At 40.6% G+C, this 24,381-nt stretch carries 24 protein-coding genes and 1 pseudogene; 10 read left to right on the top strand and 15 right to left on the bottom strand.

Annotated elements, in window-relative coordinates; genetic code table 11:
* Positions 1–65 precede the first annotated feature (65 nt).
* From LC608_RS03510 to LC608_RS03500, 3 genes are all read right to left on the bottom strand, one after another.
* A complete protein-coding gene (locus LC608_RS03510; protein WP_229552199.1) occupies positions 66–1,349 on the bottom strand; it encodes a folylpolyglutamate synthase/dihydrofolate synthase family protein in 1,284 nt (427 codons plus the stop codon).
* Positions 1,350–1,542: 193 nt separating this feature from the next.
* The gene (locus LC608_RS03505; protein ID WP_012411301.1) at positions 1,543–1,668 is read right to left on the bottom strand and encodes a photosystem II protein Y; all 126 of its coding nucleotides are present in this window, start codon (positions 1,666–1,668) and stop codon (positions 1,543–1,545) included.
* A gap of 270 nt (positions 1,669–1,938) precedes the next feature.
* Positions 1,939–2,466, bottom strand: coding sequence for a gamma carbonic anhydrase family protein (locus LC608_RS03500; protein WP_229552198.1), 528 nt, complete (start codon positions 2,464–2,466; stop codon positions 1,939–1,941).
* A gap of 239 nt (positions 2,467–2,705) precedes the next feature.
* Here LC608_RS03500 and LC608_RS03495 point away from each other — a divergent pair, with 239 nt between their 5' ends.
* The 6 genes and pseudogenes from LC608_RS03495 to LC608_RS03470 all read left to right on the top strand — a co-directional run bounded on the left by LC608_RS03495 (position 2,706) and on the right by LC608_RS03470 (position 8,940).
* Positions 2,706–3,218: a TIGR02652 family protein gene (locus LC608_RS03495; RefSeq protein WP_229552197.1), complete on the top strand. Its 513-nt coding sequence runs from the start codon at positions 2,706–2,708 to the stop codon at positions 3,216–3,218.
* 79 nt (positions 3,219–3,297) lie between these two features.
* On the top strand, positions 3,298–3,741 hold the full coding sequence (locus LC608_RS03490; RefSeq protein ID WP_229552196.1) for a VOC family protein: 444 nt from the start codon (positions 3,298–3,300) through the stop codon (positions 3,739–3,741).
* 146 nt (positions 3,742–3,887) lie between these two features.
* Entirely contained in the window at positions 3,888–6,752 is a 2,865-nt protein-coding gene (locus LC608_RS03485; RefSeq protein WP_229552195.1) for a pitrilysin family protein, read from the top strand.
* Positions 6,753–6,885: 133 nt separating this feature from the next.
* Positions 6,886–7,025 (top strand): annotated as a pseudogene (locus tag LC608_RS03480) (copper-binding protein); the annotation flags it as partial.
* Positions 7,026–7,303: 278 nt separating this feature from the next.
* Positions 7,304–8,131 (top strand): type I methionyl aminopeptidase, encoded by an 828-nt coding sequence (gene map / locus LC608_RS03475; protein WP_229552194.1) that lies wholly within the window; start codon positions 7,304–7,306, stop codon positions 8,129–8,131.
* Between the two features lie 443 nt (positions 8,132–8,574).
* Entirely contained in the window at positions 8,575–8,940 is a 366-nt protein-coding gene (locus tag LC608_RS03470; RefSeq protein ID WP_229552193.1) for a hypothetical protein, read from the top strand.
* A gap of 186 nt (positions 8,941–9,126) precedes the next feature.
* On the opposite strand, the gene LC608_RS03465 is transcribed toward LC608_RS03470, so the two are convergent.
* On the bottom strand, positions 9,127–10,308 hold the full coding sequence (locus LC608_RS03465; RefSeq protein ID WP_229552192.1) for a hypothetical protein: 1,182 nt from the start codon (positions 10,306–10,308) through the stop codon (positions 9,127–9,129).
* 356 nt (positions 10,309–10,664) lie between these two features.
* Here LC608_RS03465 and LC608_RS03460 point away from each other — a divergent pair, with 356 nt between their 5' ends.
* Complete coding sequence (locus LC608_RS03460; RefSeq protein ID WP_229552191.1) at positions 10,665–12,062, top strand: amidase; 1,398 nt, start codon at positions 10,665–10,667, stop codon at positions 12,060–12,062.
* A gap of 8 nt (positions 12,063–12,070) precedes the next feature.
* Positions 12,071–12,775 (top strand): Crp/Fnr family transcriptional regulator, encoded by a 705-nt coding sequence (locus LC608_RS03455; protein ID WP_229552190.1) that lies wholly within the window; start codon positions 12,071–12,073, stop codon positions 12,773–12,775.
* 75 nt (positions 12,776–12,850) lie between these two features.
* Here LC608_RS03455 and LC608_RS03450 read toward each other — a convergent pair whose 3' ends face one another.
* The 5 genes from LC608_RS03450 to LC608_RS03430 all read right to left on the bottom strand — a co-directional run bounded on the left by LC608_RS03450 (position 12,851) and on the right by LC608_RS03430 (position 16,041).
* Entirely contained in the window at positions 12,851–13,342 is a 492-nt protein-coding gene (locus tag LC608_RS03450) for a hypothetical protein (protein WP_229552189.1), read from the bottom strand.
* Positions 13,343–13,363: 21 nt separating this feature from the next.
* Positions 13,364–13,711, bottom strand: coding sequence for a cupin domain-containing protein (locus LC608_RS03445; RefSeq protein WP_229552188.1), 348 nt, complete (start codon positions 13,709–13,711; stop codon positions 13,364–13,366).
* A 95-nt stretch (positions 13,712–13,806) separates the two neighbouring features.
* Complete coding sequence (locus tag LC608_RS03440; RefSeq protein ID WP_229552187.1) at positions 13,807–14,580, bottom strand: cyclopropane-fatty-acyl-phospholipid synthase family protein; 774 nt, start codon at positions 14,578–14,580, stop codon at positions 13,807–13,809.
* Between the two features lie 83 nt (positions 14,581–14,663).
* Entirely contained in the window at positions 14,664–15,203 is a 540-nt protein-coding gene (locus tag LC608_RS03435; protein ID WP_229552186.1) for a GNAT family N-acetyltransferase, read from the bottom strand.
* 40 nt (positions 15,204–15,243) lie between these two features.
* Positions 15,244–16,041, bottom strand: coding sequence for an EndoU domain-containing protein (locus LC608_RS03430; RefSeq protein ID WP_229552185.1), 798 nt, complete (start codon positions 16,039–16,041; stop codon positions 15,244–15,246).
* A gap of 350 nt (positions 16,042–16,391) precedes the next feature.
* On the opposite strand from LC608_RS03430, the gene LC608_RS03425 reads away from it, so the two are divergent.
* Positions 16,392–16,838, top strand: a complete 447-nt coding sequence (locus LC608_RS03425; RefSeq protein ID WP_229552184.1) for a thioesterase family protein — start codon at positions 16,392–16,394, stop codon at positions 16,836–16,838.
* Here the strand turns inward: LC608_RS03425 and LC608_RS03420 are convergent.
* From LC608_RS03420 to menA, 3 genes are read right to left on the bottom strand one after another with little or no spacing between them, the layout of a single operon-like run.
* Entirely contained in the window at positions 16,831–18,213 is a 1,383-nt protein-coding gene (locus LC608_RS03420; RefSeq protein WP_229552564.1) for a 2-succinylbenzoate--CoA ligase, read from the bottom strand. The two genes, LC608_RS03425 and LC608_RS03420, sit on opposite strands and share 8 nt — an antisense overlap.
* Positions 18,198–19,271, bottom strand: a complete 1,074-nt coding sequence (locus tag LC608_RS03415; RefSeq protein ID WP_229552183.1) for an o-succinylbenzoate synthase — start codon at positions 19,269–19,271, stop codon at positions 18,198–18,200. Before LC608_RS03415 ends, LC608_RS03420 begins: the two co-directional genes overlap by 16 nt.
* A gap of 51 nt (positions 19,272–19,322) precedes the next feature.
* The gene (gene menA, locus LC608_RS03410; RefSeq protein ID WP_229552182.1) at positions 19,323–20,219 is read right to left on the bottom strand and encodes a 2-carboxy-1,4-naphthoquinone phytyltransferase; all 897 of its coding nucleotides are present in this window, start codon (positions 20,217–20,219) and stop codon (positions 19,323–19,325) included.
* Positions 20,220–20,625: 406 nt separating this feature from the next.
* Here menA and LC608_RS03405 point away from each other — a divergent pair, with 406 nt between their 5' ends.
* Complete coding sequence (locus LC608_RS03405; protein ID WP_229552181.1) at positions 20,626–22,038, top strand: isochorismate synthase MenF; 1,413 nt, start codon at positions 20,626–20,628, stop codon at positions 22,036–22,038.
* 69 nt (positions 22,039–22,107) lie between these two features.
* Here the strand turns inward: LC608_RS03405 and LC608_RS03400 are convergent, their stop codons facing one another.
* The 3 genes from LC608_RS03400 to LC608_RS03390 form a co-directional block, all read right to left on the bottom strand.
* A complete protein-coding gene (locus tag LC608_RS03400; RefSeq protein ID WP_229552180.1) occupies positions 22,108–22,281 on the bottom strand; it encodes a hypothetical protein in 174 nt (57 codons plus the stop codon).
* A gap of 2 nt (positions 22,282–22,283) precedes the next feature.
* Complete coding sequence (locus LC608_RS03395; RefSeq protein WP_229552563.1) at positions 22,284–22,757, bottom strand: type II toxin-antitoxin system VapC family toxin; 474 nt, start codon at positions 22,755–22,757, stop codon at positions 22,284–22,286.
* Positions 22,758–23,038: 281 nt separating this feature from the next.
* A complete protein-coding gene (locus LC608_RS03390) occupies positions 23,039–24,346 on the bottom strand; it encodes a glutamate-5-semialdehyde dehydrogenase (RefSeq protein ID WP_229552179.1) in 1,308 nt (435 codons plus the stop codon).
* Between the last annotated feature and the right edge of the window lie 35 nt (positions 24,347–24,381).

Below are 24,381 nucleotides of genomic sequence, written 5' to 3'. Positions count from 1 at the left end.
GAGCAGAGGAGAAAGAGGTAGTTTTTATTCTCCCCCCTGCTCCCTGCCCCTTCGCCTCTTGTGCCCTATTCCCTACTCCCCTTTTGTAAAAAATCGCCTACTAGATAAAGGGAACCACATAAAACGGTTAAATAGTCCGTGGTTGAGGTTGCGGTTTCTACTGCTGTGAATAAATCTGGATGGATTTGGCGATCGCTTAATTCGGGACAGAGGTTGTAAGCTAGGTTTGCCAAGTAGTCTAAATCAGCAGAAGTTCTACCTGGCCAAGACTCTGTTGGTATTGGTACTAAAAAAAGGCGATCGCCTGGGCGCAGTAAGGCGGCAAAAATATCAGCATGATCCTTATCGGCAAACATTCCCATAACCCAATTGACTGGCTTAAGGTTAACTGCGTCTAAGCTATCGACATACTGGCGAAGAACTTGGGCGGCGGCGGTATTATGAGCGCCATCAAGTAATAATTTATGGTTTTTCCAGGTAGTCCATTGCATCCGCCCCGGCCATTTAGTTTTTGCCATGCCATTAGTTATGGCTTCTTCGGAAATCTGCCAACCCTGTTGTTGGAGAATTTCTAAAGCAGCTAAAGCTAAAGCTGAATTTGCTAATTGAATTTGTCCCGCTAATGGTAAAGGGTATTTAATTAACTTTGAATTTTGAATATTTTGATATTCTGCCCATCCTGTAGCGATTTGACGGGCGGGTTGAGGCGTAAAAATCGGGCATTGTAATTCTAAGGCACGCGATCGCACAACTTTCTCTGCCTCTGGTGGTAATGCTCCAACCACAACGGCACATCCAGGTTTGAGGATACCAGCTTTTTCTCTAGCTATGTCAGCAACGGTAGGGCCAAGTTGCTGCCAGTGTTCCCGGCTAATGGAAGTGATGATCGTAACGAGGGGTTTTAGACAAACATTGGTAGCATCCAAGCGCCCTCCTAGTCCGACTTCTACCACAGCCACATCAACTTGCTGCTGGGCAAAATATAACCAAGCAGCCGCCGTAATTACTTCAAACTGAGTTGCCGATTCGTCTTCAGGGCGAATAACCGCTTGGACTTGTTGGAATAATTGACTCAATTCCTCAGAAGAAATTGGCTCTTCATTCAAACAAATACGTTCTGTCCAATCGACTAAATGCGGGGAAGTATAACGTCCTGTACGATAACCAGCCTCAGTGAGTACCGAGGAAAGATAGGCACAGACTGAACCTTTACCATTAGTGCCAGCAACATGAATTACTGGAACTTGGTGATGAGGATTACCAAGATTTGCTAAAAGGTTGAGGATGCGATCGAGTCCCAGATGGACACCAAAGCGTTGCAGGGGTTGTATTACAGAATCGATATCCAAGGATGGGGGAGTGGGGAGTGGGGGATGGGGGAGCAGGGGGCAGGGGGCAGGGAGCAGGGGGAAAATTCCTCTTCTCTGCCTCTTTTCAATGCCCAATGCCTCATGCCTAATGCTCAATTAATCATTATGAATAAAACCGACTGCCTCTGTGAAGAGAAACAGCCGGTTGCAGATTGATAATATTGAGCCGAATTTAAGCTTCTCTATCCAAAAAGCCTTGAATTTGTCTTAAAGCCGCAGCGCCAATATTAAACACTGCCCAGCTAGCAGCAATGACCACTGGTGCTAAAACGATTGCTATACGGTAATCGATATCCATATCTAGAACCCCTCTCTTAAGTAGAAATTAAAGTTTTGTCAACTGCTCTCATTTTTATTTTTAGCTGAAGTGGGCAACTTTTCCAAGTAGATATGTAAAGAATGATTAAATTAGTTGGGCATTGGGCATTGGGCATTAGGCATAGGAGGCAGTTCTTGCTGTCTTGCGTTTTGCTGAAGACAGGAGTTCTTTAATTTTGAATTTTGAATTTTGTTAGCGCAGCGTTAGCGAGTCCGCGAGCGTCATTTTGAATTGATTTCTCCCCACTCCCTAAGCCTTGCTAAAACCAATATCAGTACCTTTACCAGCATGAACTAAAGCTAACTTTTGGTAACGTTTAGCGTGTTCAATCAGTTCTGCGGCTTCAGCCTCTGTTACTTGGCGTAATATTTTGCCAGGAATACCGACAACTAGGGACAAAGGCGGTACATTTTTAGTTAGCACTGCACCAGCACCGATAATGCTACCAGCGCCCACTCTTACCCCGTCTAAAATCACTGCGCCTATGCCAATCAAACTTCCACGCTCAATGTAAGCGGAATGTACCACAGCGCGATGTCCTACAGTGACATGATCTTCTAAAATTGTGGGAAAACCAGGATCGCCATGTAAAATTGCACCATCCTGAATATTTGTGCATTCGCCAATTTCAATGCGTTCCACATCTCCCCTAACCACTGCTCCATACCAAATGCTTACCCCTGCTGCTATATTTACCGAACCCATAACAACAGCGTTGGCTGCGATGAAGGCAGCTTGAGAAAAATCAGGAGATGTCCAGTAAGAAGCGGTAGACACGATAGAATATGAATATGGTACCCAGGAACACTGGAAAAACTCCAACCTTTGAGGCTGGTTGCACAACTAGGATATCACAGCGTCAAGCCTCTACAGTGAGGAAAACACTAGTGAGCATTGTTGCTGCTGCAACTCCGTGTCTGTGCAGCAATGACCAAGTAACCCAAAGTGGTGGAGCCAAAGTGTATAATCCAATACACTAGCGCTGGTGAAGACAAAATTATGTTTGTACGCACTTCATGATGAATCCAGGCTTGCAGTACCCGATGTTTGGGCCTGAAATACAGTGTCCCCATTGTCGCCAGACTATTCCGGCGCTGACATTAACAGATACCTATTTGTGTACGCGTCATGGCGCGTTTGAAGCTAATCCCAAAAATGGAGAGTTAATCCATTTGCAATCGGGGCGTCATTGGCGGAGGTGGAATAATGAATGGTATAGACAGCATACTCATCCCGATGGTATTCGCTTTGAAATTCACGAAGCATTAGATAAGCTCTATACCCAAGGCTTTCGAGCAACAAGAGTAATTATTGCTCGACGCTATCAGGAATTGATGAGTGGCTATTTGGAACGCAGCACACCTTGGCGTTCTGGACAACCAGAAGCTACTGCTGCGCGTTTATATGGCTTACCCGTGGAGTTTAGCCCCGATGCCTCAGATGATCCCTGTTGGGAAGTGATTAATTTTGACTTGGAAAAAGAGCCTGGTGTCCCTGTACGCTACCCTTATTTCAGGTTGTTTGAGTAATGGTCATTTGTCATTAGTCATTTGTCATTAGTGAATAACAAAGGACAAATGACTAATGACTAAGGACTAAGGACTAATTATGCACCACGCTTCTATTCGGACTGCCAATATTCATCGAGCGATCGCTTTCTACGAACATTTAGGGTTTACAATTTCAGAACGCTTTACTACAGGCTACACCCTAGCTTGTTGGATGGAAGGATTGGGCGGCAGAATTGAACTGATCCAAATTCCCGAACCAAAACCAGCCCCAGATGCGTTTGCTGACGAGCATTATGTTGGGTATTATCATCTCTCGTTCGATTTAACTGAGATTACACCAGATTTACCTAGCTGGTTGACAAATTTACAAGAGCGTGTGTTGCTGGCGGCTGAGAGTCAAACTGAAGAATTACAACCGTTGAAAGTACTTTTAGAACCGACACAACAGCAAATAGGCGATCGCATTTACGAAGTGGCTTTCATCGCCGATACTGATGGCTTACCTCTGGAATTCATTCGAGTTTTAGCAAAACTCCCATAATTTAGCATTTAACTTTTTTATTACCTTTATTGCTAATATATTGTTTTTCTGTATTGTTACTGAGGCTACAAATTTTTTGGGCAGATTAAACTAACGTCACTTCCCAAAATAACTATGTAATTTAATTTACATAATTTGCTAAATATATGTATGGATTTTCCAGATATTATAAATATCCTTTGCCGTTATTATTTTTAAGCTTATGGCTAGTAACGGTTTTTTTGTTAAGCAATAAACCTGCTCATAGCCAACATCCAGCCATATCTAACAAAGAAAAATATCAATCAACCTTGCTAGCAAAAAGAATAATGCCCTCAACACTGACACAAAATGTCCGTAAGACAGTGCTGGAGAATGGTCTAACTGTCCTGACAAAGGAAGTGCATACTGCGCCAGTAGTGACGGTGCAGGTGTGGTACAAGGTTGGCTCACGCAACGAAGAACCGGGCGTGAATGGCATTGCCCACCAGTTGGAACACATGATGTTTAAAGGTACTCTAAACCGTCCAATTCAATTTGGTCGTTTGTTTAGTGCTTTAGGTAGTGATTCCAATGCTTTCACCAGCTACGATCAAACTGCATATTACGGTACTGTGGAACGAAACAAGCTGAAAGCGCTCTTAGTGCTGGAGGCAGACAGGATGCAAAATTCCCAGATTGAGCCAGAACAACTGGCGAATGAGAAGCGGGTAGTAGTTTCGGAGTTGCAGGGTTACGAAAATAGCCCAGAATATCGCCTCAATCGCGCCGTCATGCAGTCCGTGTTTCCCAACCATGCTTATGGTTTGCCGGTAGGTGGCACTAAAGCTGATGTCGAGAAATTTGAGGTTGAGCAGGTAGAAAAATATTACCGCAATTTTTACAGTCCCGATAATGCCGTCTTAGTAATTGTTGGAGATTTTCAAACTGCAAATACCCTGGAAATAGTTAAAGAGGTATTTGGCAAAGTACCCAGGGGGCAGGGGGCAGGAGTTATTTCTCCATCACTCAGCACTCAGCACGGGCTAAACCTAAGCTATCCGCTAACAGCACGGGCTAAACCTAAGCTATCCGCTAACAGCACTCCCATCGTATTGCGAGAACCGGGAGCAGGGCGGCTGTTACAAGCGGTGTATCCGCTACCGGATGCAAATCAACCAGATGTGCCTGCGCTGGATGTAATGGATTACATCTTGACAGAGGGACGGAATTCTAGACTTTATCAGGCATTGGTGGAATCAGGTTTAGCTAGTGAGGTTACAGCCTCCGTTACCAGTTTGCGAGAATCTGGTTGGTATGAGGTATTGGTGACGGCTAGTTCTAAACAAGATTTGAAAAAAATTGACTCAGTGTTGAGTAGCGCGATCGCTAATGTAGCAGAAAAAGGCGTGACCTATGAGGAAGTAGAACGAGCCAAAACCCAATTAACAGCAGATGTAATTTTGAGTAACCGTGATATCACCTCTCAAGCAATGCGCTTGGGCACTGATGAAACAACAGTTGGTGATTATCGCTACACAGACCGCTATTTGGCTGCTGTCAGTCTGGTAAAGCCCACGGATGTTGTTGCTGTGATTAACAAATACTTGACAAAAGAAGCCAGGACAGTAGGCTTTTTTGAACCAACTCAGAAGCAGATAACAGGAGTTGGTGATAAACCAGACTCAGCCCAAACTACAGAGAATTTTTCTCCTGGCGCACCTGTGCTTCCTTCTGAGGTGATGAAGTACTTACCGCCTGTGGATTTGGCTACAGATGCAATCGCCCAAGTATTACCACAGGAATTTAAATTTACCAACGGTTTGCGGTTATTACTGTTACCCGATCGGAGTACTCCCACTGTTACCCTAAGCGGACACATTAAAGCCGGGACGGAATTTGATCCAGAGGATAAAGCTGGACTGGCTGCTTTTGTGGCAGACAATTTGCTAAATGGCACTAAGAGCAAGGATGACTTAACTATTGCCAAACTCTTGGCAGAACGAGGGGCGAGTTTAGACTTTCACTCCTACCGCGAAGGTGTGCATATCGAGGGTGATAGTTTAGCTCTTGATTTGCCGATACTCCTTGAGATATTGGCAGATGTTGTTAAAAATAGTACCTTTCCAGCCAAAGAGTTGGAACTGCATCGCCAACAAACTTTAACTGACTTACAACAGGAGTTAGATGAGCCATCAGAAGTAGCCAGAAGAGTATTTGTTCAGTCAATTTACCCGAAAAAACATCCCTTACATACTTTTCCCACAGAGGAGAGTTTACAGAAGATTCAGCGCCAAGATGTGATTGATTTCAAAGCTAAACATTATCGTCCAGACACGACAGTGTTGGCGCTAGTGGGAGATTTTGATCTAGACAAAGTGCGATCGCTGATTAAAAATGAGTTTGGTAACTGGGAAGTGAGCGGCCAAGCACCGACATTAAAATATCCTCCGGTGTTAATGCCACAGAAAATAGTTCGTGTCAACCCAGTTTTACCAGGTAAAGCCCAAGCTGTGACATATATGGGTTACACAGGCATTAACCGTTATGATCCTCGGTTTCACGCAGCCTTAGTATTGAACCAGATTTTGGGAGGCGATACCTTATCTAGTAGACTAGGTGCAGAAGTGCGCGATCGCCAAGGTTTGAGCTATGGAATTTATAGCTCCTTCCAAGCCGGGAAGAATGCAGGCACATTTTTGATAGAAATGCAAACTAGTCCTGAAGATAGCAGAAAAGCGATCGCTAGCACCCGCCAAATACTACAGCAAATCCATCAACAAGGTGTCACTGCGCTAGAAGTAGAAACAGCAAAACGCACCCTCATCAGCAACTACAACGTTTTGCTGGCAAACCCAGAGGAATTAACAGATAGAATTCTGATGAATGAGGTGTATGGACTAGATAAAGGAGAATTGCACTCCTTCACTGACAAAATCCAGAAAGTCAGCCTTACTCAAGTTAATCAAGCGGCTCGTGAGTTACTTCACCCAGATCAAATCGTAGTTGTTACTGCTGGGCCATCTGTTTTAGCAGAAAAAAGCATTAGGTAGTACAATGTCCAAGCTATTGAGGGTTTGTAGTAAGGACTAAAGTCCTTACTACAAACTTGCTTACCCATCAATTTAAACTTGACCAGTAGTAGAGATGGGCATTAGGTATGGATAATATAAAGAATAAGTAAGAGCCATTCACGAACTGGAACTCAAGCCGGGTGCTGAGGCAGAATGGGTATTTCCCTGAAATCTAGTACTTATGGCTTACGTTGTCCAATAGCAAGACATACCGAAGCAGGTATGACTGGAGAAATTGCCATCAAGAATTAAAAATTATTCGACTCAGTATTTGACAGCTATCTAATGTTTCAATTAAAGATAGTTTATCTCAGTTTCATAGGTGCTGCAAATAATAAGTTATGGCGATTTTGATTCAATCCCAACATATCAAGAGTAGGCAAATATGTTACTATATATACGTTAGCGGCTAAACTGGAAGAATCCCTATCAGGGATTAAAATAACTTAAATTATAGATATTATTTCTCAAGTAATCTAGAGAAAGCATTAATACTCAGTGTCAGAGCCACCAGTAATTATTAATTTCCCATGAACATTTTCAGTAACTTACTTCCTCAAGCAACTCAGCCTGGAACATCGAAAAAACAGCGCCGAGGAATTGAAATTAAATCGCCGCGTGAAATTGAAATCATGCGGCAATCAGCGACAATTGTGGCAACTGTCCTAAAAGAAATTTCCGAGATAGTAAAGCCAGGAATGACCACGGCTGATTTGGATGTTTATGCAGAAAAACGTATCCGCGAAATGGGTGCAACACCAAGTTTTAAAGGATATCACGGTTTTCCAGGTTCTATTTGCTCCAGCATTAACAATGAAGCAGTGCATGGCATTCCTAGTCCCAAGAAAGTAATTCGCGTGGGGGATGTTTTAAAAGTAGATACGGGCGCTTATTACCAAGGCTTTCATGGTGATTCTTGCATCTCGATTGCTGTTGGTGAAGTGAGCCAAGAAGCCGCTAAACTAATTTGCGTAGCAGAAGAAGCTTTATATAAAGGCATTGAACAAGTTAAGGCGGGTGCATACCTGCTTGACTTAGCTGGAGCAATTGAAGACCATGTTAAAGTTAACGGTTTTAGTATAGTTGAAGAATTCACTGGACACGGTGTCGGTCGTAACTTGCACGAAGAACCTTCAGTATTCAACTACCGTACCCGCGAGATGCCAAATGTTAAACTCCGTGCGGGGATGACGCTAGCAATTGAGCCAATTTTAAATGCAGGTTCTAGACACACCCGGACATTATCTGACCGTTGGACAGCAGTTACTGTGGATAATTCTTTGTCTGCTCAGTTTGAGCATACAGTTTTGGTGACAGAGACTGGTTATGAGATTTTGACTGACCGTTCTAAGCTGTAATTTTTAGTTGTAATTATCTGTTGTTGAGAGAGGTGAAGCGTCAAAAGAAGGCGATTTACCTCTTAATTTTTTTACAAAAATCGAAAGGCTCGGATTCGTGACTTCTTAGAGAAATCATAAATATTGTAATCGTTTTTTAGTTTTGAATTATTTATCTGATCGCCGCATAGTTAGTTTTATAAATAGGAAGTGTTTCTTTAGCTTGTGTAGAGTAATGTTGAACTTAAGTTCATCATATAAATCCTTGGGTTCATATTGCTGATGTAGCAAAAATAAAGTGTGTACTACATAATATGTTTACAAAATGTAATTTGAGGTTGGGGGATTTGGCAGGATTGGAAGATTAGTTTAGGGATTGTAAAAATTAGTAAACAATTTTCGTAATTCTTGGAATTTGTAGTTTATTTTTTAAATTGTAGGTATTAGCTATTGCGAAGAATTTTATGAAACTTTTAAGTTCAATAGGTTCTAGCTTATTGTCTTTGAGCGCTTTGCTGTTGCTCGGTACGACTGCTACATCTCCTGCACAAGCGCAAACTAAATATAAATGCCCATCTGGGTACGTTTGCATTTATGCAGAGAATGCTTACATTGATACTTCTACGCCTAGCAATAAATATTACCGCTACGGTACTTACAAACTCTATAATCAGTACAATTACCACTGGGTGTACAACAACCAGACCGGAGGCGCTTCGGTTCTGCTATGTAAAAACTCGAATGGAACCAATTGTCCGTTTACTCTATATCAGGGTCAGTATGGTTATTACGATTTAACTCCAATCAATTCTATCAAACTCATAGAGTAACTAAGAGGATGTTTTAAAAGGCTCTTTTGCTTTCTTAGTTAGGAGAACAATGTATCTCAATACATCGCTAAAACCTTGATTTATCGTCAAAGTTAACCTAAATGAGAACACCAAAATTATATCTTCTGAGACTTTTAAAACATCCTCTCATAAATCGATTGCCTGTTGCCATTTGTCTTACGCTTCCTACCGAACTAATAGTGAATGAGGCGAATTTTGTACAAATAAATTAGCTTCTATTGCTAGTTTTTGGGCTGACTCTAAGTTTGCTAAGGCTTTCTTTTCAATTAACACTCTTTGACTTATTGATTTATAGTTAATTCGATAGTAAGCCAATTTCTTCTTTGCTCGCTCAGAAACTGATGTTTCATTAGGAATACTACCTAACAAGATTATTGCCTGATGCCATTTAGTTTCTGCTTGTTGCCAGACTTGTAAAGGATGCGGTGGTTTTTGAACCAGAGAAGCAGCTTCCATACCAAGTTTTTGAGCAGATTTAAACTTTGTGATCGCACTCTCTTCTTGAGTTAAGCTTAGACTCATCTGCTGCAATTGTAGACTTTGCTCTTTAATTTTCCAACCACCAAAACCTAAGATTAATAAACTTGAGGCTATGAGCAAAGCTGAACGTACTATTTTTTGTGTCGAAAATGGTACTATTTCTGCATGCTGGCTAATAATTGGCTCTTTAGTACTTTCTTGTTCAATCTTTTTTATGGCTTGTTCTGCCTGTTCCCTTAAAGTATCACCCTGAATAATTAAAGTAGCAATTTGTTCTTGGAAATAATCACAATCATTGAGAATATCTGTTAATTCTTGAAATTTACCATCGCTCGATATAATTAATTCGTGGTCATCATCTAACCACTCTAAGGCGAAACCAGATTTTCCGCAAAAAGCAGATACACCTAATAAAATATTTAATAAACTACGGCTATTTTTAATAGTATCAAAAACATAATTTAACTTCTGTTGTAGTTCTAATAATTCATTTTGATAATTGCTTATTTTTTGAATTTGACGCTCTACAATATTAAAATCTTCAAAAAATAAGTTGTTTTTTAAATTTTCAGCAATAATCTGAAATTTGGTGCGTATGCTTAGATGATTAATATCAGAATTTAGTTGATTTACAAACGGAACATCACTGAGAATATCAGTAGCTATTGCCTGCAAAAAATAACCCCATTCAATCCAGCCATCAATTTTTGATTGTAGTTCAGTTAATGAAATTTTAGTTTTTGAGTGGCCAAATTTTTCTGCGATCGCAGGATCTACTAATCCCACACTAGGCATAAACAAACTAGCTACAGTACCTATTCGAGGAAGTGTAGCGATCGCAGAACCTTTGATATTCTCAAATTTCAATTCCTGAGCAATTAATTTCTTAATATTCCGTAGTTGTTCCTGAGCATTATTGATCAGGATAATTTGCTCCATGATTTGATTAGAATCGCCAATAGTCAGTTTTAGGCTCTGAATCAGTGTTGGTAATTCACTAACAAGTTTTTCTAGGTTAGCCATAAGTACCCCTTAGGGATTTGTCGAAAGTTTATGTGAAACAATTAAAATGGCTTGAGTAAGCAGGCCTGTTGCATCTGAGCATCCTAGTTGAATGACAAATCTCAGGAGCTATAAAATGTATAGTTCCCGTAAATCCACCTAAAGTAACAATTTCCGTTTAAAAATCTCAGAGAAAAACAAAATTACCCATTCACTAACCTATGAATGAAGTTGATTTAGCATTTACCCCAGCGCTAGAGTTGGCGCAATTAATTCGTCGCCGGGAAGTATCACCGCTAGAGTTGGTGGAAATATATTTAGAACGGATTGGGCAGTTGAACCCCCAATTAGGAAGTTATTTTACGGTGACGGCAGAATTAGCGATCGCAGATGCCAAAGCCAAAACAGAATTATTGACAACTACTTCAGAACTACCGCCATTTTTTGGTGTGCCGATTTCCATTAAAGACCTCAATGCTGTAGCAGGTGTTACCTGTACTTACGGAAATCCGGCATTACTGAACAATATCCCTAATTATGATGATGGAATTGTGACGCGGATTAAGCAAGCTGGGTTTACTATTCTCGGTAAAACAGCTACTTCCGAATTAGGTTCGTTTCCATACAGTGAACCTATGGGTTTTCCCCCAGCCAGAAATCCGTGGAATTTAGAATACACTCCTGGCGGTTCCAGTGGTGGGGCGGCGGCGGCGGTAGCAGGGGGATTGTGTGCGATCGCTCAAGGTTCAGATGGCGGTGGCTCAATTCGGGGGCCTGCGGCTTGTTGTGGTTTGGTGGGAATTAAGCCATCCAGGGGCAGGGTTAGTAAAGCACCCGTAGGCGAACGCCTCGCTGGAATTGCCGTCAACGGTCCAATCGCCCGGACTGTGGCTGATGCTGCTGCGCTTTTGGATACCATCTCTGGCTATACAACAGGCGATCCTTACTGGTTGCCAGATCCCGAACCATCATTTCTCGCCGCTACTGAGACAAAACTCGGTGCTTTGCGAATTGCCTTTGACACTAGTATTTCTCCTTTGGGAGAAGCTGACGCTAACTGTCAGCAAGGTGTCCGCCAAACAGTCCAGTTATTAGAACAACTCGGCCACCACGTTGAACAGAAATCTCCAGATTTTAGTGGTTTAGTTGAACCATTTCAAATCGTCTGGCAAGCTGGGATAGCTGCATCAGGACTTCCTGTTGAAGCCATGCAGCCAGTGAATCGCTGGTTATTTGCACGCACAGGTTCTGTTCCTGAGTATTTGCAAGCAGTTTCTCAAATGCAGGTAGTGGCACGGCAAATTGTGGCGTTTTTCGATACTGTGGATGTGCTGGTATTGCCAATTTATTTACATTCACCTATTCGCGTTGGGGAATGGGCTTCTCTGAGTCCAGAAGAGACATTCCAAAATATTATTGAGTGGGTTGCTCCTTGTCCGCCTGCGAATGCAACTGGACAACCTGCGATCGCAATTCCTGTAGGCTTTGATAGTAATGGTTTGCCCATGAGTGTGCAGCTAATTGGTAAACCTGCTGCTGAGGCTACACTGATCAGCCTAGCAGCACAATTAGAAGCAGCTAACCCTTGGATTCATCATCGTCCAGCCTTTGCAATATAGGGCTAATCATGCAGGCATCCCTGGAGCAACTTTCACAAATAATTGTGTTTGCAGGTTTAGAAACAGCAGAAAAGATAAGTTTGCAACCTTATACTCAGGTGCAACGATATCGCAAAGGTGAGATTATTTTACATGAGGGCGATGTCTTACCAGCAAAACTCTATGCTGTTGTCAGTGGAGCAATTCAAGTTACCAAAACAGCAACAACGGGCAAAGAGACGATTCTCCGCGCCCTAGCTGCTGGGGAAATTTTTGCGGCTCCTGCTTTATTGGGAAATGGAATTTCTCCGGCAACTGTGACTGCTGAATTTGATTGTGAAATACTGACTGTAGAGCGAGATACTTTATTAAAAGCTATTGGGCAAAATCCTGAAATTGCATTACGAATGCTGATGGTTTTTAACAGTCGAATTCAGCAATTACATGAGACAGTTCACGGCTTAGTGTCTGAAAGAGCTATTGTTCGCCTTGCCAGATTAATTCAATATTTTGCTGCTGAATCTGGAACTGAATCAACTTCACAAGGCGAGTGTTTAAAAGTCAAATTATCTTATTATCGCATGGCTCGGAGTAGCGGCATTACTTACGAAGAATGCGTGCGGTTAATTAAAAGTCTCAAACCAGTAATTGCCTATAGTCGGGGTGGAACGATTACAATATTTGATGCGGATAAATTGGATGCGATCGCATCTGGAGATATAGATTTGATCTGACGAATACAATTCGCGGTTTCACAGAAAAAACCTGCGGAGGCAGATTTCATAAGGTTAATTTTCCGTAAAGAGTTATCAGACTGCTACAGCTGCTCTATCTTCTTCGCGTGCAGCAACAACTAAAACTAAACATAGAGCTGCGATCGCTTTTTGCCATTCTTGCCGAACTTGCGCGTCTTCGACACCTTCAAACATCCTTATCAAGCGGGGAATAGACGCTTCTAAAGCCGGACGAGGTACTGGACGGTGTAACTCAACTAAATGAGTTAAACTTTCTTGATTATGGAGGAAACCAATTACCCATGTCGTTGTGTGATCAGGACTATCAGGAACCCGCTTAACTCCTAACTCATCTTTTAGCCAGTTGTAGAAAGGTGGTAATTCCTTAGCTAAAACTCCTCCTGCTGTGGGTAAGGTTTCCTTAAGTAAATTAGTATCTAAGCTGCTTAATGCTTGCTGCAACTCAGGCGAATTGAGAACTTTAGTTAGAGGCTGTGATAGTATTTCTTCCAACTGAGTTTCAGAAAAATTCAAGTTTTCAGCAAAACTTAAAAGTAGCGATCGCATTTTTTAAGACTCCATAGATAACTAATTACTATCTGCAACTTTCTCAGAAAGTGTGAGCAGAAATGTCAGGTTTTCTTCAGCTTTTAAAGCATGAGGTGCATTAGCAGGCATAAAGACAAAAACACCAGCTTTAAGTGCAATATCTTCTCCAGATAAAGTAAGTAAACCTCTGCCTTCGATTACGTTGATAGTGGCATTACGAGTGGAGGTATGCTCCGAAATATCAGTGTTAGCTGCTAGACAAAATAAAGTGTATTGACAAGCGTTATCTTTTAGCAGTACTTTGCTGAGAACTCCTGCGCTGGGGTATTCAATTTGTTCTCGTAGTTGGGTAATAAAAGATGTGCTAGTTTTGATTGAATTTGTCATAGTATTTTCGGATTATTAACCGTAAACAAGGGTTGAAAATCATTCAAAAATTATCGGTATTTATCAGGTGATAATTTTGGGAATAAATTATCTTACTAGGCAACAGCACACAAAATGATGTAGCCTAATTCGTGTTGGTATTTATGAAAAACTTGGTGAATTTCTAAAACCCGTTTGCGAATATTTCTCTGCGTCAATATCTTCCACAAAATCCGAATTGTGTTAAGAATACCTTCATCTTGAAACATCCGCTTTAAATTCAATAAATTCATTGAGTCAGTTTGGCATTGCTCTACTTGCAACCCTGCTTTTACAAAAGCCGTAATCCAGTTGGATTCTGAAAGTGGTGTAGAATTAACTCGAATTACTCGTGCTAAGTCAACATGAATTTGTTCTTCTTTGTCAGTGGCTAAGAGTTCATGGGAGAGGAATTTACCTCCCGGTTTGAGCCGATTATGAATTTCAGCTAAAATCTTGGTTTTTCCCAATGGGGATTGCATTGTGAGAATGGCTTCTGCCAATACATAATCAAACTTTCCTGAGATTGCCTCTAGGTTGAAAATATTACCTTCAATTATTTCGACTTGATTTTCTAACCCAGCAGCGCAGATATTAGCACGCGCACAAGCTACACTATCAGGATTTTTTTCAACGCCTACTACTTTGACATGGTAGCTTTTTGCTAAAGCGATCGCACTATATCCAAAGCTAGAACCTAGCTCTAAAACTGTCTCTCCAGGCTGAAAGTTTGCCCACTGAAATAATTTCTCCGTGGCTATTCGTCCACCAGGCCGAAGATATTTTTTACCTGCTGCTGCTAAAATTTCGTGTCCGGTAGCTGTTTGGAAATTGAGGATAGTGTTGGTCATGTCTGTGACCCTCTGAATTTGTCTTACCCTCAATTTCCCAGCAATTTACGATATTGTCTCTGAGGTAGCTCATAGAAGCAGTATTACTTTGCTTTCCACTCGTGGTCAAGGATAGCGTAAAGAAAATTGTCGTACCATTTGCCTTTGATTAATTCTTTTTCTCGCAGATTACCCTCACAACGCATACCAATTTTTTCTAATACCCTTACAGAAGCAACATTCTGTGCAACACACCAAGACCAGATACGATGCATTTCTAGTTCTTCAAAGCCGAACTTTAAAATGGCTTGTGCTGCCTCTGTTGCATAACCGTGTGCCCAATACTGAGTGTTTAATTCATAGCCGATATTTGCTTCCCGCATTTCCGGGTCATTTACACGGATACCACAATTACCAATAAGCTGATTTTCTGATTTTAGGATAATAGCTAACTGAAACTTTGTTCTTGGTTGCTCTTTTTGCTGACCAATAAACATCTGGACAAATTCACAAACATCCTTTTGTGTGCGATGCGTCCAATAGCTGTAACGCAAGTACAAAGGATCAGATTGATAAGTAAAAACCGCCTGCCAGTCTGCCTCTACAAAATCACGCATTAGCAAGCGGTGTGTTTCTAAGATCATGTCTTTTCTCTATACTCTTATTGCAGACAATCTAGAAATTTTAAATTTTACATTTTGCACCTTGAGGAGTAGCATCAGGGTAATAGGTAATGATTGCTTTTTCTTCTCTAACAAAAACTGTAGGAAACGATTGACCCGTTTCTCGGTCACGTACATTATAAATACACGCTCCCTCATTATTACCTTGGAGTTTAAATATTTTGGTGGCATCTAAAAGCATTTCTTCAGCATTGCTGAGGTAGCTATAGCCTTTGATGACATCTGTTACTGTCCTATTTTTCTGCTTAATTACTACACCCATTGTATAAATGACTCCAGGTACAACTTCCTCTCGTCCCTGATTATTTGGCAACCGTCCGCTTATTCTTTCATTTTGTAGTTGTAAATATCTGCCGTTAAAATGTAAGCCACCAATATCATTGGCGTTATATATTTCCCCACAAAATATATGCTCAAACCCTCGACGTTGAAACCAAATATTGGTTAAATCATCGAGAAATTGTGCTTTATTATTACGCCCAGAACGCAGTTCACCGCCGCTAGCTTGCTGAAGTTTCTGCAACACATCTGGGTAATAAGATAACAATTGTTTAAAATTATTATAACTAACTCTTGTACCAATAGGGCCGCAGAGTTTTAGTACAGCCTTGTCAAAAGGATTTAGCAATGGTGGAGGTGGTGTGATATCTGCCTGTTGCCCTGCGGGCAAACGAACAGGAACCAGGTTATCTATATTATCAAAAAACGGCAAAAGTTGCGTATTTGACTGAGACTGCGCCTTCACTGAATTTTGCCAGCAAAATGAGGAAACCAGTAGCAGAACAAACACATTTACCATCTGCTTTGACCTATTGGTTAGAAGATTTGGCTGCATAAATTTTAGATTAATTACTTCGATGGCAAGACTACATCAAGTTTAATTTAAGGGATAGTATACATTAAAAAAAAATCGGCTTTTTTTAATGTACCGGGTTGATGAAGTTGTTTTAAAAGTCTGTTTACTTGAAATTTTAAATTATTGATTACCTTGTCTTAAACTAACTAAAGGTGGCGCGTAATCCCAATTTTGTATGAAGATGCGCTAAATCATAGCGATCGCTTCTGCTAGAATACTTAGTTGCAATATAATTACTTTGTAGAGCAGGCGATAAACCTGCTGTTTTTTTAATACTTAATTAATTGTCAAAAATGTCTTTTACTTATAACCGCACGGTTCGTTTTCAAGATACTGATGCTGCTGGGGTAGTTTATTTTGCTAATGTTTTGAGTTTTTGCCATGAAGCTTATGAAGAATCTCTAGAAGCATCAAGTATTAATCTCAAAGAGTTTTTTACTAATCCATCTGTAGCTTTCCCCATTGTTCATGCTAGTGTCGATTTTTTACGCCCTATGTTTGGCGGGGACAAGTTACTGATTAGTTTAATTCCCCAAAAAATAGGTGGTGATAAGTTTGAAATTACTTACGAAATTACAGTGACTGAGGTGATGGTTGCTAAGGCTATTACTAGGCATGTTTGTATTGATGCAAGTAGTAGAAGTAAGCAGGAATTACCTGATGAGATTATTCAGTGGTTGGGAATGAACCACAGAGACGCAGAGAGCGCAGAGAGAAGAAAGTCTAGAGAGATTATGTGATGGAATTTTGGAGGAATTCTCTGGCTATTTGCTGTAATTGTTGGTGGTTAATTTTACCTTGGGAGTTGCGAGGTAGATTTTGTTGGGGAATCCAATATTTTGGAATTTTAAATTTGCTGAGTTTGTCTTTGAGTAGGGTTTGGATTTTTAAAGCAGAGGTATTTGATTTGTTGGGAATATAAATCGCTGTTAAGGCTTGTCCCCAATGTTTATCTGGGATGCCGATTACACAAATATCAGCAACTAATTGAGTTGCTTGTATAGCTGATTCAATCTCTGCTGGGTAAATATTTTCTCCACCTGTAATAATTTTGTCGCTGTTACGTCCGACAATATTTAAATGACCTTGCTCGTCTAAAAAGCCTAAATCATCTACTTGGAAATCAGCTTGATTTTCTCTGGTTATAGGATAGTACCCAAGGGCTAAAGATTGAGCCTGAATGGTGATATTTCCAATTTCATTTAAATTTAAAATATCGCCTTGCTGATTGCGAATAGTTACTTTTGCATGGGGAAGAATTTTACCACTGCTAATTATACCACTGAGAAAATCATCTGGTTTGAGGGTCGCAATTTGAGAAGCAGTTTCTGTCATGCCATAAGTAAGTGCTAACCGAATGCGATGAGATCTGGCTTTCTCTAATAGTTCGTTCCATGCTGGCGCACCTCCCAGAAGTACAGTGTTAAATTGGGTTAGCCATTCAGTTAATTCGGGATTTTGCAGGAGTCTTTGTAACTGCGTTGGAACTAAAGATATTAAAAATTCTGATTGTTTAATATTGAATATTTTACCTGTTTCTACTGCTTTGAATGGCAGAATAGCTAGTTTACCTCCGGTGGTAAAAGAGCGCATAAATTGCATTAAACCGCTAACGTGATATAGCGGTAATACACAAAATGAATTGACTTGTTTTAGTTGAAAGTATTCTGTAAATCCTTTTACAGATGCGATGAGAGTTTCCCAAGTATGGATGGCAAATTTAATCTGCCCGGATGAACCACCTGTGGGAATCATAATGCAATGGGGCATGGGGCATTGGTAATTATCGTTATTTCTTATTTCCCATTCGCTATTGCCTATTCCCAAAATAATATTTGGCTGTACTAAATCAAAGACTTGCTGCCATTCTTGTGTTCCCCAGTCGGGGTTACAAATAAAAATTGGACAATTAGCTGCACAAGCGGCAATGAAACTTGCTAAAAATCGTACTGGTTTGCGTTCAGCTAAGATGATTTTTGGTGGTATTCCATACGCTGATAATTGTGTTAGTTGTAAATATAATTCTTGAGCTATCTGATTAAATTGATGGCTGTTGTAACCAATAAGCCAATCATCCTGAGTTAGGTTATTAAGACAGTTTAAAGGTCGTTCCATAGACTTTGAAGCCATGTTTCTTCTTGTTCTAAAAAATGGTCGATACCAAAACCAACTGCCCTATTGTTTCGGGATAATTCCGCCGCTAGCTGGAGTGCTGCAAGTCTACCGATCGCAGTTTCAAATACTGATGAAAATACAGTATCAATTTTATGCTGGTGACAAAAGTTTCTCAGACGAGATGGCGATCCAACTATCCCAGGCTTGATCACAAAAATCCCTCGCCAACCTTGTTGATAACAAGCGGCGAGTTGCCTAAGTGTGGCAACAGATTCATCTATTGCGATCGCAGTTTCATAACTCGTACTCAATTCCAATATTTCCTGAAATTGCTCAACGGGTAAGGGTTGTTCGATAAATTCAATTTCTACGGGTAGTTCTGCATTCGCCTTGAGATTGTCGCAAGTCCGCAGCCATAAGTTAGCTTCTTCATAGCTGAGTCCACCGTTGGCATCTAATCGCAGTTTGCTAAAGTCTGGTAAGGTGTCTATCAGTGACTCAAAAATTTCTAGTTCATCAGCGATCGCATACACACCAATTTTCCACTTAAATGTGTGATATCCCTGCTGCCACAACGTTTCCCATTGATTTAAAGCCGCTTCCCCTGCTGGTAATAACGCACTGTAGAAAAGTGAGTGAGGAGTGAGGAGTGAGGAGCTAGGAGTTAGGAGTGAGGAGTTAGGAGTTAGGAGTGAGGAGTTAGGAGTTATAAAATTATCTCCCTCATTTCCCCCACTCCCCATTCCCCACTCCTCACTTCCCATCTCATAAGCTGACTCAAAGCCAAATTGACAAGTAGGTAACTCATCTGGTATTGAGAAAATTATCTCGTCTGTGATTTCTCTTGGGAGTTGGCGACAAAAATCTAAAGCTTCTTCTAGGGTTTCGGAACCGAACCAGCTAATGGGGGCGATTTCTCCCCAGCCGACTTTACCTGATTCATCGGTAAGCCGGAGGATAATACCTTCACGAATATCCCAATTACCATGATTGGTAGTCAGTGTTCGCACAAATCTTCGCTGATAAGGACGAAATTCAAATCTGTAGCCATTAGTCATTAGTCATTCTCCCTCTGCCCCAATGCCCAATGCCCAATGCCCAATGCCCAACTAAAGCACAAATCCCAGTCCAAGTAGCAAGCAAGCCCAGAAATGCACGGCTACGGCAATAAATTTACAGTTACTAACTTTGTCTGGCTGGTTGTGATTTTCTTGAACATGGCGGCATAATTTGACAGCAAACGGTAAACTCACCCAACTCAATAACGTCCAAGCTGGAGAAATTCCCAATAGCACAAATAGCAAGGTGAGGGGATAAATGCTAGCAGTAAACCAAACTAGGAGTTGGGCCCCTTTTTGGGTTCCTAGACGGACGATAGGCGATCGCTTGCCTGCGGCTATGTCATCCTTAACTTGGTGAAAGTGTGAGCAAAACAAAATTAAGGTTGTGGCAATCCCGACAATGACTGAGACTGCTAAACTTGTCATTGACCAAGTTTGGGTTTGGCTGTAGTATGCTGCCTCCACTGCTAAGGGGCCAAAGGCAAAAAAGCAAAGGATCTCACCTAAACCCTGATATCCTAAGCGAAAAGGAGGCCCTTGGTACATATAACCCAAACCACAGCATAGTAAAATTATGCCGATAACAGTTAGGTCTTGTTGCCAAAGAGCGATCGCTAGTATGCCCAGCAACCCCAAACCTAAACACAAATTTCCTATCCAAAATATTAATGGCTTATTATCTGTTAAGTTAACCAGAGAATGGTGCTTATTTTGATCGATACCTGTTTCAGAATCAAAGACATCATTACTGATATTTTCCCAGGCTAGAATTAAGATTGCCGAAGCTACAAAAGTAGAAAATACCGCACCATTAAGATTTTTAGTTTCGGCAAATGCTACTGCTGTTCCTACCCAAATAGGCATAATGGCAACACTGTACATTGGCGGTTTAATCGCTGCCATCCATAACTTAGTGTTGGGATATAAAATCTGCTTAGTTGTCATCAGTGGTGATTAATCAAATTACTGGAAAATTACTTACACTTGAGATTTTATAATTTAAATAGACGCACCGCTACGCGGAAGTCAAAAGTTAAAAGTCAAAAGTCAAAAAAATTATGATTTGGGTTTTTGAACTGTTGGACTGGTCGCTTTTGTACCCGTGCTGTACTAGATATTTATGGGCTAAAAACAACTGCTACTTTGACTGTGGCTCATTAACCTTGTGTTGTTTACACTCTACTCTCATGTTCCAGCTTGGGCTGGAACTGGCTTGTCAGGGTCTGGGAACACCATAGACAATGCAATTCCTACGCTGGTGAAATGATAACTTAATATGTTACCTGTAGAAATACGACCACGATTAATTACACTTTAGGAAGTTAACTTAAAAAAAATTTACTATAGATCCATGACAGTTTCACCATGTCGTAACAACCTCTCTGTACACAAAGATTTATATCAATTTTTGGTAGCAGTGCAAGAAAAGTGCGTCAAAAGTAATTGCAAGCAAATTGTCAGTATCTCTCAGGAGATCGATTTAGTTGACCCTTTACTTGTATTAGATAAACTAACACAAGCAAATGAAATAAATTTTTACTTTGAGGATAAAGGTAAAGGAGAAGCGATCGCAGCAATTGATTCTGTAGCAAAATTACAGATTGATGGTGCAGAACGTTTTACTCAAGCTGAATATTTTATCAAATCTCGTCTAAAAAATATAATTAATTTTGGTAACGCTAATCAACCTTTTTCTGGGCCTCACTTTTTTTGTTATTTCAGCTTTTTTGATAAAAATGCCCAAGTAGATTATCCATTTCCATCTGCGACCATCTTTCTTCCACGTTGGCAAGTAGCTGTTAAAAATCAGCGTTGCATATTAGTAACAAATATAATTATCAAAGAAAGTGTAAATATTCAAAGGTTATTAGAGAATGTCCAAAATAAAATTAAATTTATCCAATCTTTAGAATATTACTCTGCTAATATTGATTGTTTCCCAGCAACCTTCTACAAGAAATCTGTCACAAATGCTACTCAATTTAAACGTTCAGTAGTATCTGTTTTAGAAAAAATTAGGTCTAGTCATTTAAGCAAGATTGTCCTCGCAGATATATTAGATGTAAAATCAAGCAACCACTTTAACTTAGTTAAATCTTTAAATAATCTTAGGCAAATACATCCTAATTGTTATATTTTTTCTACAAGTAATGGCAAAGGACAAAACTTTATTGGTGCAAGTCCAGAAAGATTAATTAGTATTAATAATCAGCAGTTAATCACTGATGCTTTAGCTGGTTCTGCACCACGAGGTAAAACCCCTGCTGAAGATGCAGCTAATGCCAATCGCTTGCTTAATAGTGAAAAAGAAAAGCACGAACATTCACTGGTGCTTGATTTCATTACACAACGCCTATGCCAGCTAGGTTTATTACCGCAAATATTAGCACCACGCCTGCGACAATTATCGAATATCCAGCATTTATGGACACCAATCAGTGCTACAGTTCCCGCTAATATACATCCATTAAAGATTGTCGCCCAATTGCATCCTACACCAGCCGTTGCTGGTGCAGCACGAGATGTAGCCTGTGCAGAAATTCGGCGTTATGAAAACTTTGAAAGAGGTTTGTATGCTGCACCTCTGGGTTGGATAGATTCTCAGGGAAACTGCGAGTTTATTGTGGGAATTCGTTCAGCATTAATTGATGGCGATCGCGCGAGATTGTATGCTGGTGCTGGTATCGTGGCGGGATCTGATCCTGACAAGGAGTTTGCAGAGGTGCAACTTAAACTTCAGGCATTACTCAAAGCATTAGTTTAATAGCTAATTTATCAGCCACCGATGATTTTGCAACACTCAATCACTAAAATTTGCTTGGTTAGGGTGCAGCTATTTGTTAGACTGCTGACTTGGTTGTTTGAGTGGTACTGAGATTATTTTCCTTCCACTAACAGCTTGCTTCTTTTGCAAATCATCACAAATTGCTTGTAAATCGTAGTTAAACAACTTGGCGTGTTCTTCTCGAATTCTGTAAATCTCTTCCAGAACTTCATCTTTCCACATTTTTATTCTCCCATTAATTCATAAGGTGTACAAATTGTTGGTAGCTCGTACCCAGCTTCAAGACTAATCTGTAATAATTTTTTCTGCATCTGAGCATTAGCAATATGTTTACAATTCCACGTTAACAGATAGTTCAAACCGTAAACTGTAGTCACAGCAATATGAAGTGCATCATCAGCAGCTTTGGGTGGAAGATTGCTTCTTGTGAGAAATTGCGCTGCTAAATCTTGTACAGCTTTATTTACTTCGAGTAATGGAAAATCAGAGAGTATCTCAAGTCGCCTAGTCGCCATCTCAATATCACCTCGCGCCACCTCATCCAAAACCACTTGAGAGATATAGAGGTTGAAATGATTTCGGCGAGTGTCCCACCATTCGCGCGTAGCTTCCAAATTTGCCATGAGAATCAAGTTGTTGCTGGGCCTAGCAGTTAGATATCCTACTATGCTGGTTTCAATATAGACAGTTTCACTCATAACGGTCATAAAGAATTCTCTGTAAGATGCAACCGCTAATACCCACTTTTTTTAGTTATGTAGTATTTGTGATATAGCAATCCGATAGCGAAGCGGTAGCGAGTCAGACGCTCCTGCGTCGCTCTAAGCGAAGCCATGCCGTAGGCTTTACGCTGCGCTATCGAGCGTCTTTGATTTCTGAATCACTCGTGGAGGTAAGGGACTGGGGACTGGGAAGAAGGAATAAAGGTGTACTGAGTTTTGTTCAAAAATCAAATATGGGTCCTATATCTGAGAATACTTTACCCCAAATCCTCATGAGTAAAAGCTTTAGCATTCCCCCCGGTGTAAGTAGCTACAATATGACCATCGCCAGTCATTTGATATTTATATGTAACTAATCCTTCTAACCCAACAGGCCCACGGGGAGGCATTTGTTGCGTACTAATTCCTACTTCTGCACCGAAACCATAGCGGAAACCATCAGCAAATCTGGTAGAACAATTGTGGAATATATTGGCTGAATTTACCAACCCAAAGAAAGTTTCCACAGATGCTGAATCTTCAGTAATAATCGCGTCAGTATGACGAGAACCATATTCGTTAATATGCGCGATCGCACGTTCTAAAGAATCTACAATTTTAATAGACAAAATAAAATCGCTGTATTCTGTTTCCCAATCTATTTCTGTTGCAGCTAGGATATTTGGTAAAATTTCCAATGTGCGTTTATCACCTCTTAATTCCACATGGCGTTCTTGCAAAGCCTCAGCAACTTTTGGTAAAAACTCTCTAGCAATTGATTGGTGAACTAGCAAAGTTTCAATTGCATTACAAACAGCCGGATATTGCGCTTTGGCATCTACTGTAATCGGAACTGCTTTAGAAATATCTGCCACTTTATCTATATAAAGATGACAAACACCATCGGCGTGACCTAATACAGGAATTCGTGTATTTTCTTGCACAAAGCGCACAAAGGAATTAGAACCTCTGGGAATAATTAAATCTACATATTTATCTAACTTCAAAAGTTCTAAAGTTTCTTCCCTAGTTGTGAGTAACTGCACTGCATCAGGGTTAACAGCAGTTTGAGATAATCCTTGTTTAATTGCCTTAACTATCGCTTCACAAGAACGTACCGCTTCTTTTCCACATTTGAGAATCACGCCATTACCCGATTTAATCGCTAAGGAAACAATTTGAATCGCCGCCTCTGGACGTGCTTCAAAAATAATTCCCAAAACACCTAAAGGACAAGTAATTCGCTTGAGAATTAAACCAGTGTCAAGTTCGCGGTGAATCTGCACTTTACCGATAGGATCAGCTAGCTTACCAACATCTCGTACCCCAGCGATCGCATCTCTTAATTTATGTTCATCCAACTGCAAGCGTTTATAAAGTGGCTTGGGAATTCCTTCGGCAGTAGCAGCTTCACAATCAGCAATATTTGCATGTAAAATGTCATCTCTAGCTGATTCTAAAGCTTGAGCGATCGCTTCAATCGCTTGATTTTTTGCTTCAGTGGAGAGAATTGCTAGTTTACTTGCAGCTTGGCGGGTTTGTCCTGCGATCGCAATTAGGGGAGAAACAATGTTAACAATAGTCATAGTACAAATCTTTACTTTTTCCTCATCTTATCAAT

This window comes from Nostoc sp. XA010 (assembly GCF_020829625.1).
In the GTDB taxonomy this organism is placed as follows: domain Bacteria; phylum Cyanobacteriota; class Cyanobacteriia; order Cyanobacteriales; family Nostocaceae; genus Nostoc.
The sequence above is the reverse complement of the archived record's forward strand: the minus strand, read 5'-3'. Positions and strand labels throughout refer to the sequence as shown.

Coding starts and splice junctions, on each gene's coding strand:
- LC608_RS03395 (WP_229552563.1), bottom strand. CDS start 22,757: ATGAGTGAAACTGTCTATATTGAAACCAGCATAGTAGGATATCTAACT.
- LC608_RS03485 (WP_229552195.1), top strand. CDS start 3,888: ATGTATGGATTTTCCAGATATTATAAATATCCTTTGCCGTTATTATTT.
- LC608_RS03440 (WP_229552187.1), bottom strand. CDS start 14,580: ATGACCAACACTATCCTCAATTTCCAAACAGCTACCGGACACGAAATT.
- LC608_RS03450 (WP_229552189.1), bottom strand. CDS start 13,342: ATGCGATCGCTACTTTTAAGTTTTGCTGAAAACTTGAATTTTTCTGAA.
- LC608_RS03490 (WP_229552196.1), top strand. CDS start 3,298: ATGCACCACGCTTCTATTCGGACTGCCAATATTCATCGAGCGATCGCT.
- LC608_RS03390 (WP_229552179.1), bottom strand. CDS start 24,346: ATGACTATTGTTAACATTGTTTCTCCCCTAATTGCGATCGCAGGACAA.
- LC608_RS03435 (WP_229552186.1), bottom strand. CDS start 15,203: ATGATCTTAGAAACACACCGCTTGCTAATGCGTGATTTTGTAGAGGCA.
- LC608_RS03470 (WP_229552193.1), top strand. CDS start 8,575: ATGAAACTTTTAAGTTCAATAGGTTCTAGCTTATTGTCTTTGAGCGCT.
- LC608_RS03455 (WP_229552190.1), top strand. CDS start 12,071: ATGCAGGCATCCCTGGAGCAACTTTCACAAATAATTGTGTTTGCAGGT.
- LC608_RS03425 (WP_229552184.1), top strand. CDS start 16,392: ATGTCTTTTACTTATAACCGCACGGTTCGTTTTCAAGATACTGATGCT.
- LC608_RS03405 (WP_229552181.1), top strand. CDS start 20,626: ATGACAGTTTCACCATGTCGTAACAACCTCTCTGTACACAAAGATTTA.
- map (WP_229552194.1), top strand. CDS start 7,304: ATGAACATTTTCAGTAACTTACTTCCTCAAGCAACTCAGCCTGGAACA.
- LC608_RS03400 (WP_229552180.1), bottom strand. CDS start 22,281: ATGTGGAAAGATGAAGTTCTGGAAGAGATTTACAGAATTCGAGAAGAA.
- LC608_RS03445 (WP_229552188.1), bottom strand. CDS start 13,711: ATGACAAATTCAATCAAAACTAGCACATCTTTTATTACCCAACTACGA.
- LC608_RS03415 (WP_229552183.1), bottom strand. CDS start 19,271: ATGACTAATGGCTACAGATTTGAATTTCGTCCTTATCAGCGAAGATTT.
- menA (WP_229552182.1), bottom strand. CDS start 20,219: ATGACAACTAAGCAGATTTTATATCCCAACACTAAGTTATGGATGGCA.
- LC608_RS03505 (WP_012411301.1), bottom strand. CDS start 1,668: ATGGATATCGATTACCGTATAGCAATCGTTTTAGCACCAGTGGTCATT.
- LC608_RS03420 (WP_229552564.1), bottom strand. CDS start 18,213: ATGGAACGACCTTTAAACTGTCTTAATAACCTAACTCAGGATGATTGG.
- LC608_RS03495 (WP_229552197.1), top strand. CDS start 2,706: ATGATGAATCCAGGCTTGCAGTACCCGATGTTTGGGCCTGAAATACAG.
- LC608_RS03460 (WP_229552191.1), top strand. CDS start 10,665: ATGAATGAAGTTGATTTAGCATTTACCCCAGCGCTAGAGTTGGCGCAA.
- LC608_RS03430 (WP_229552185.1), bottom strand. CDS start 16,041: ATGGTAAATGTGTTTGTTCTGCTACTGGTTTCCTCATTTTGCTGGCAA.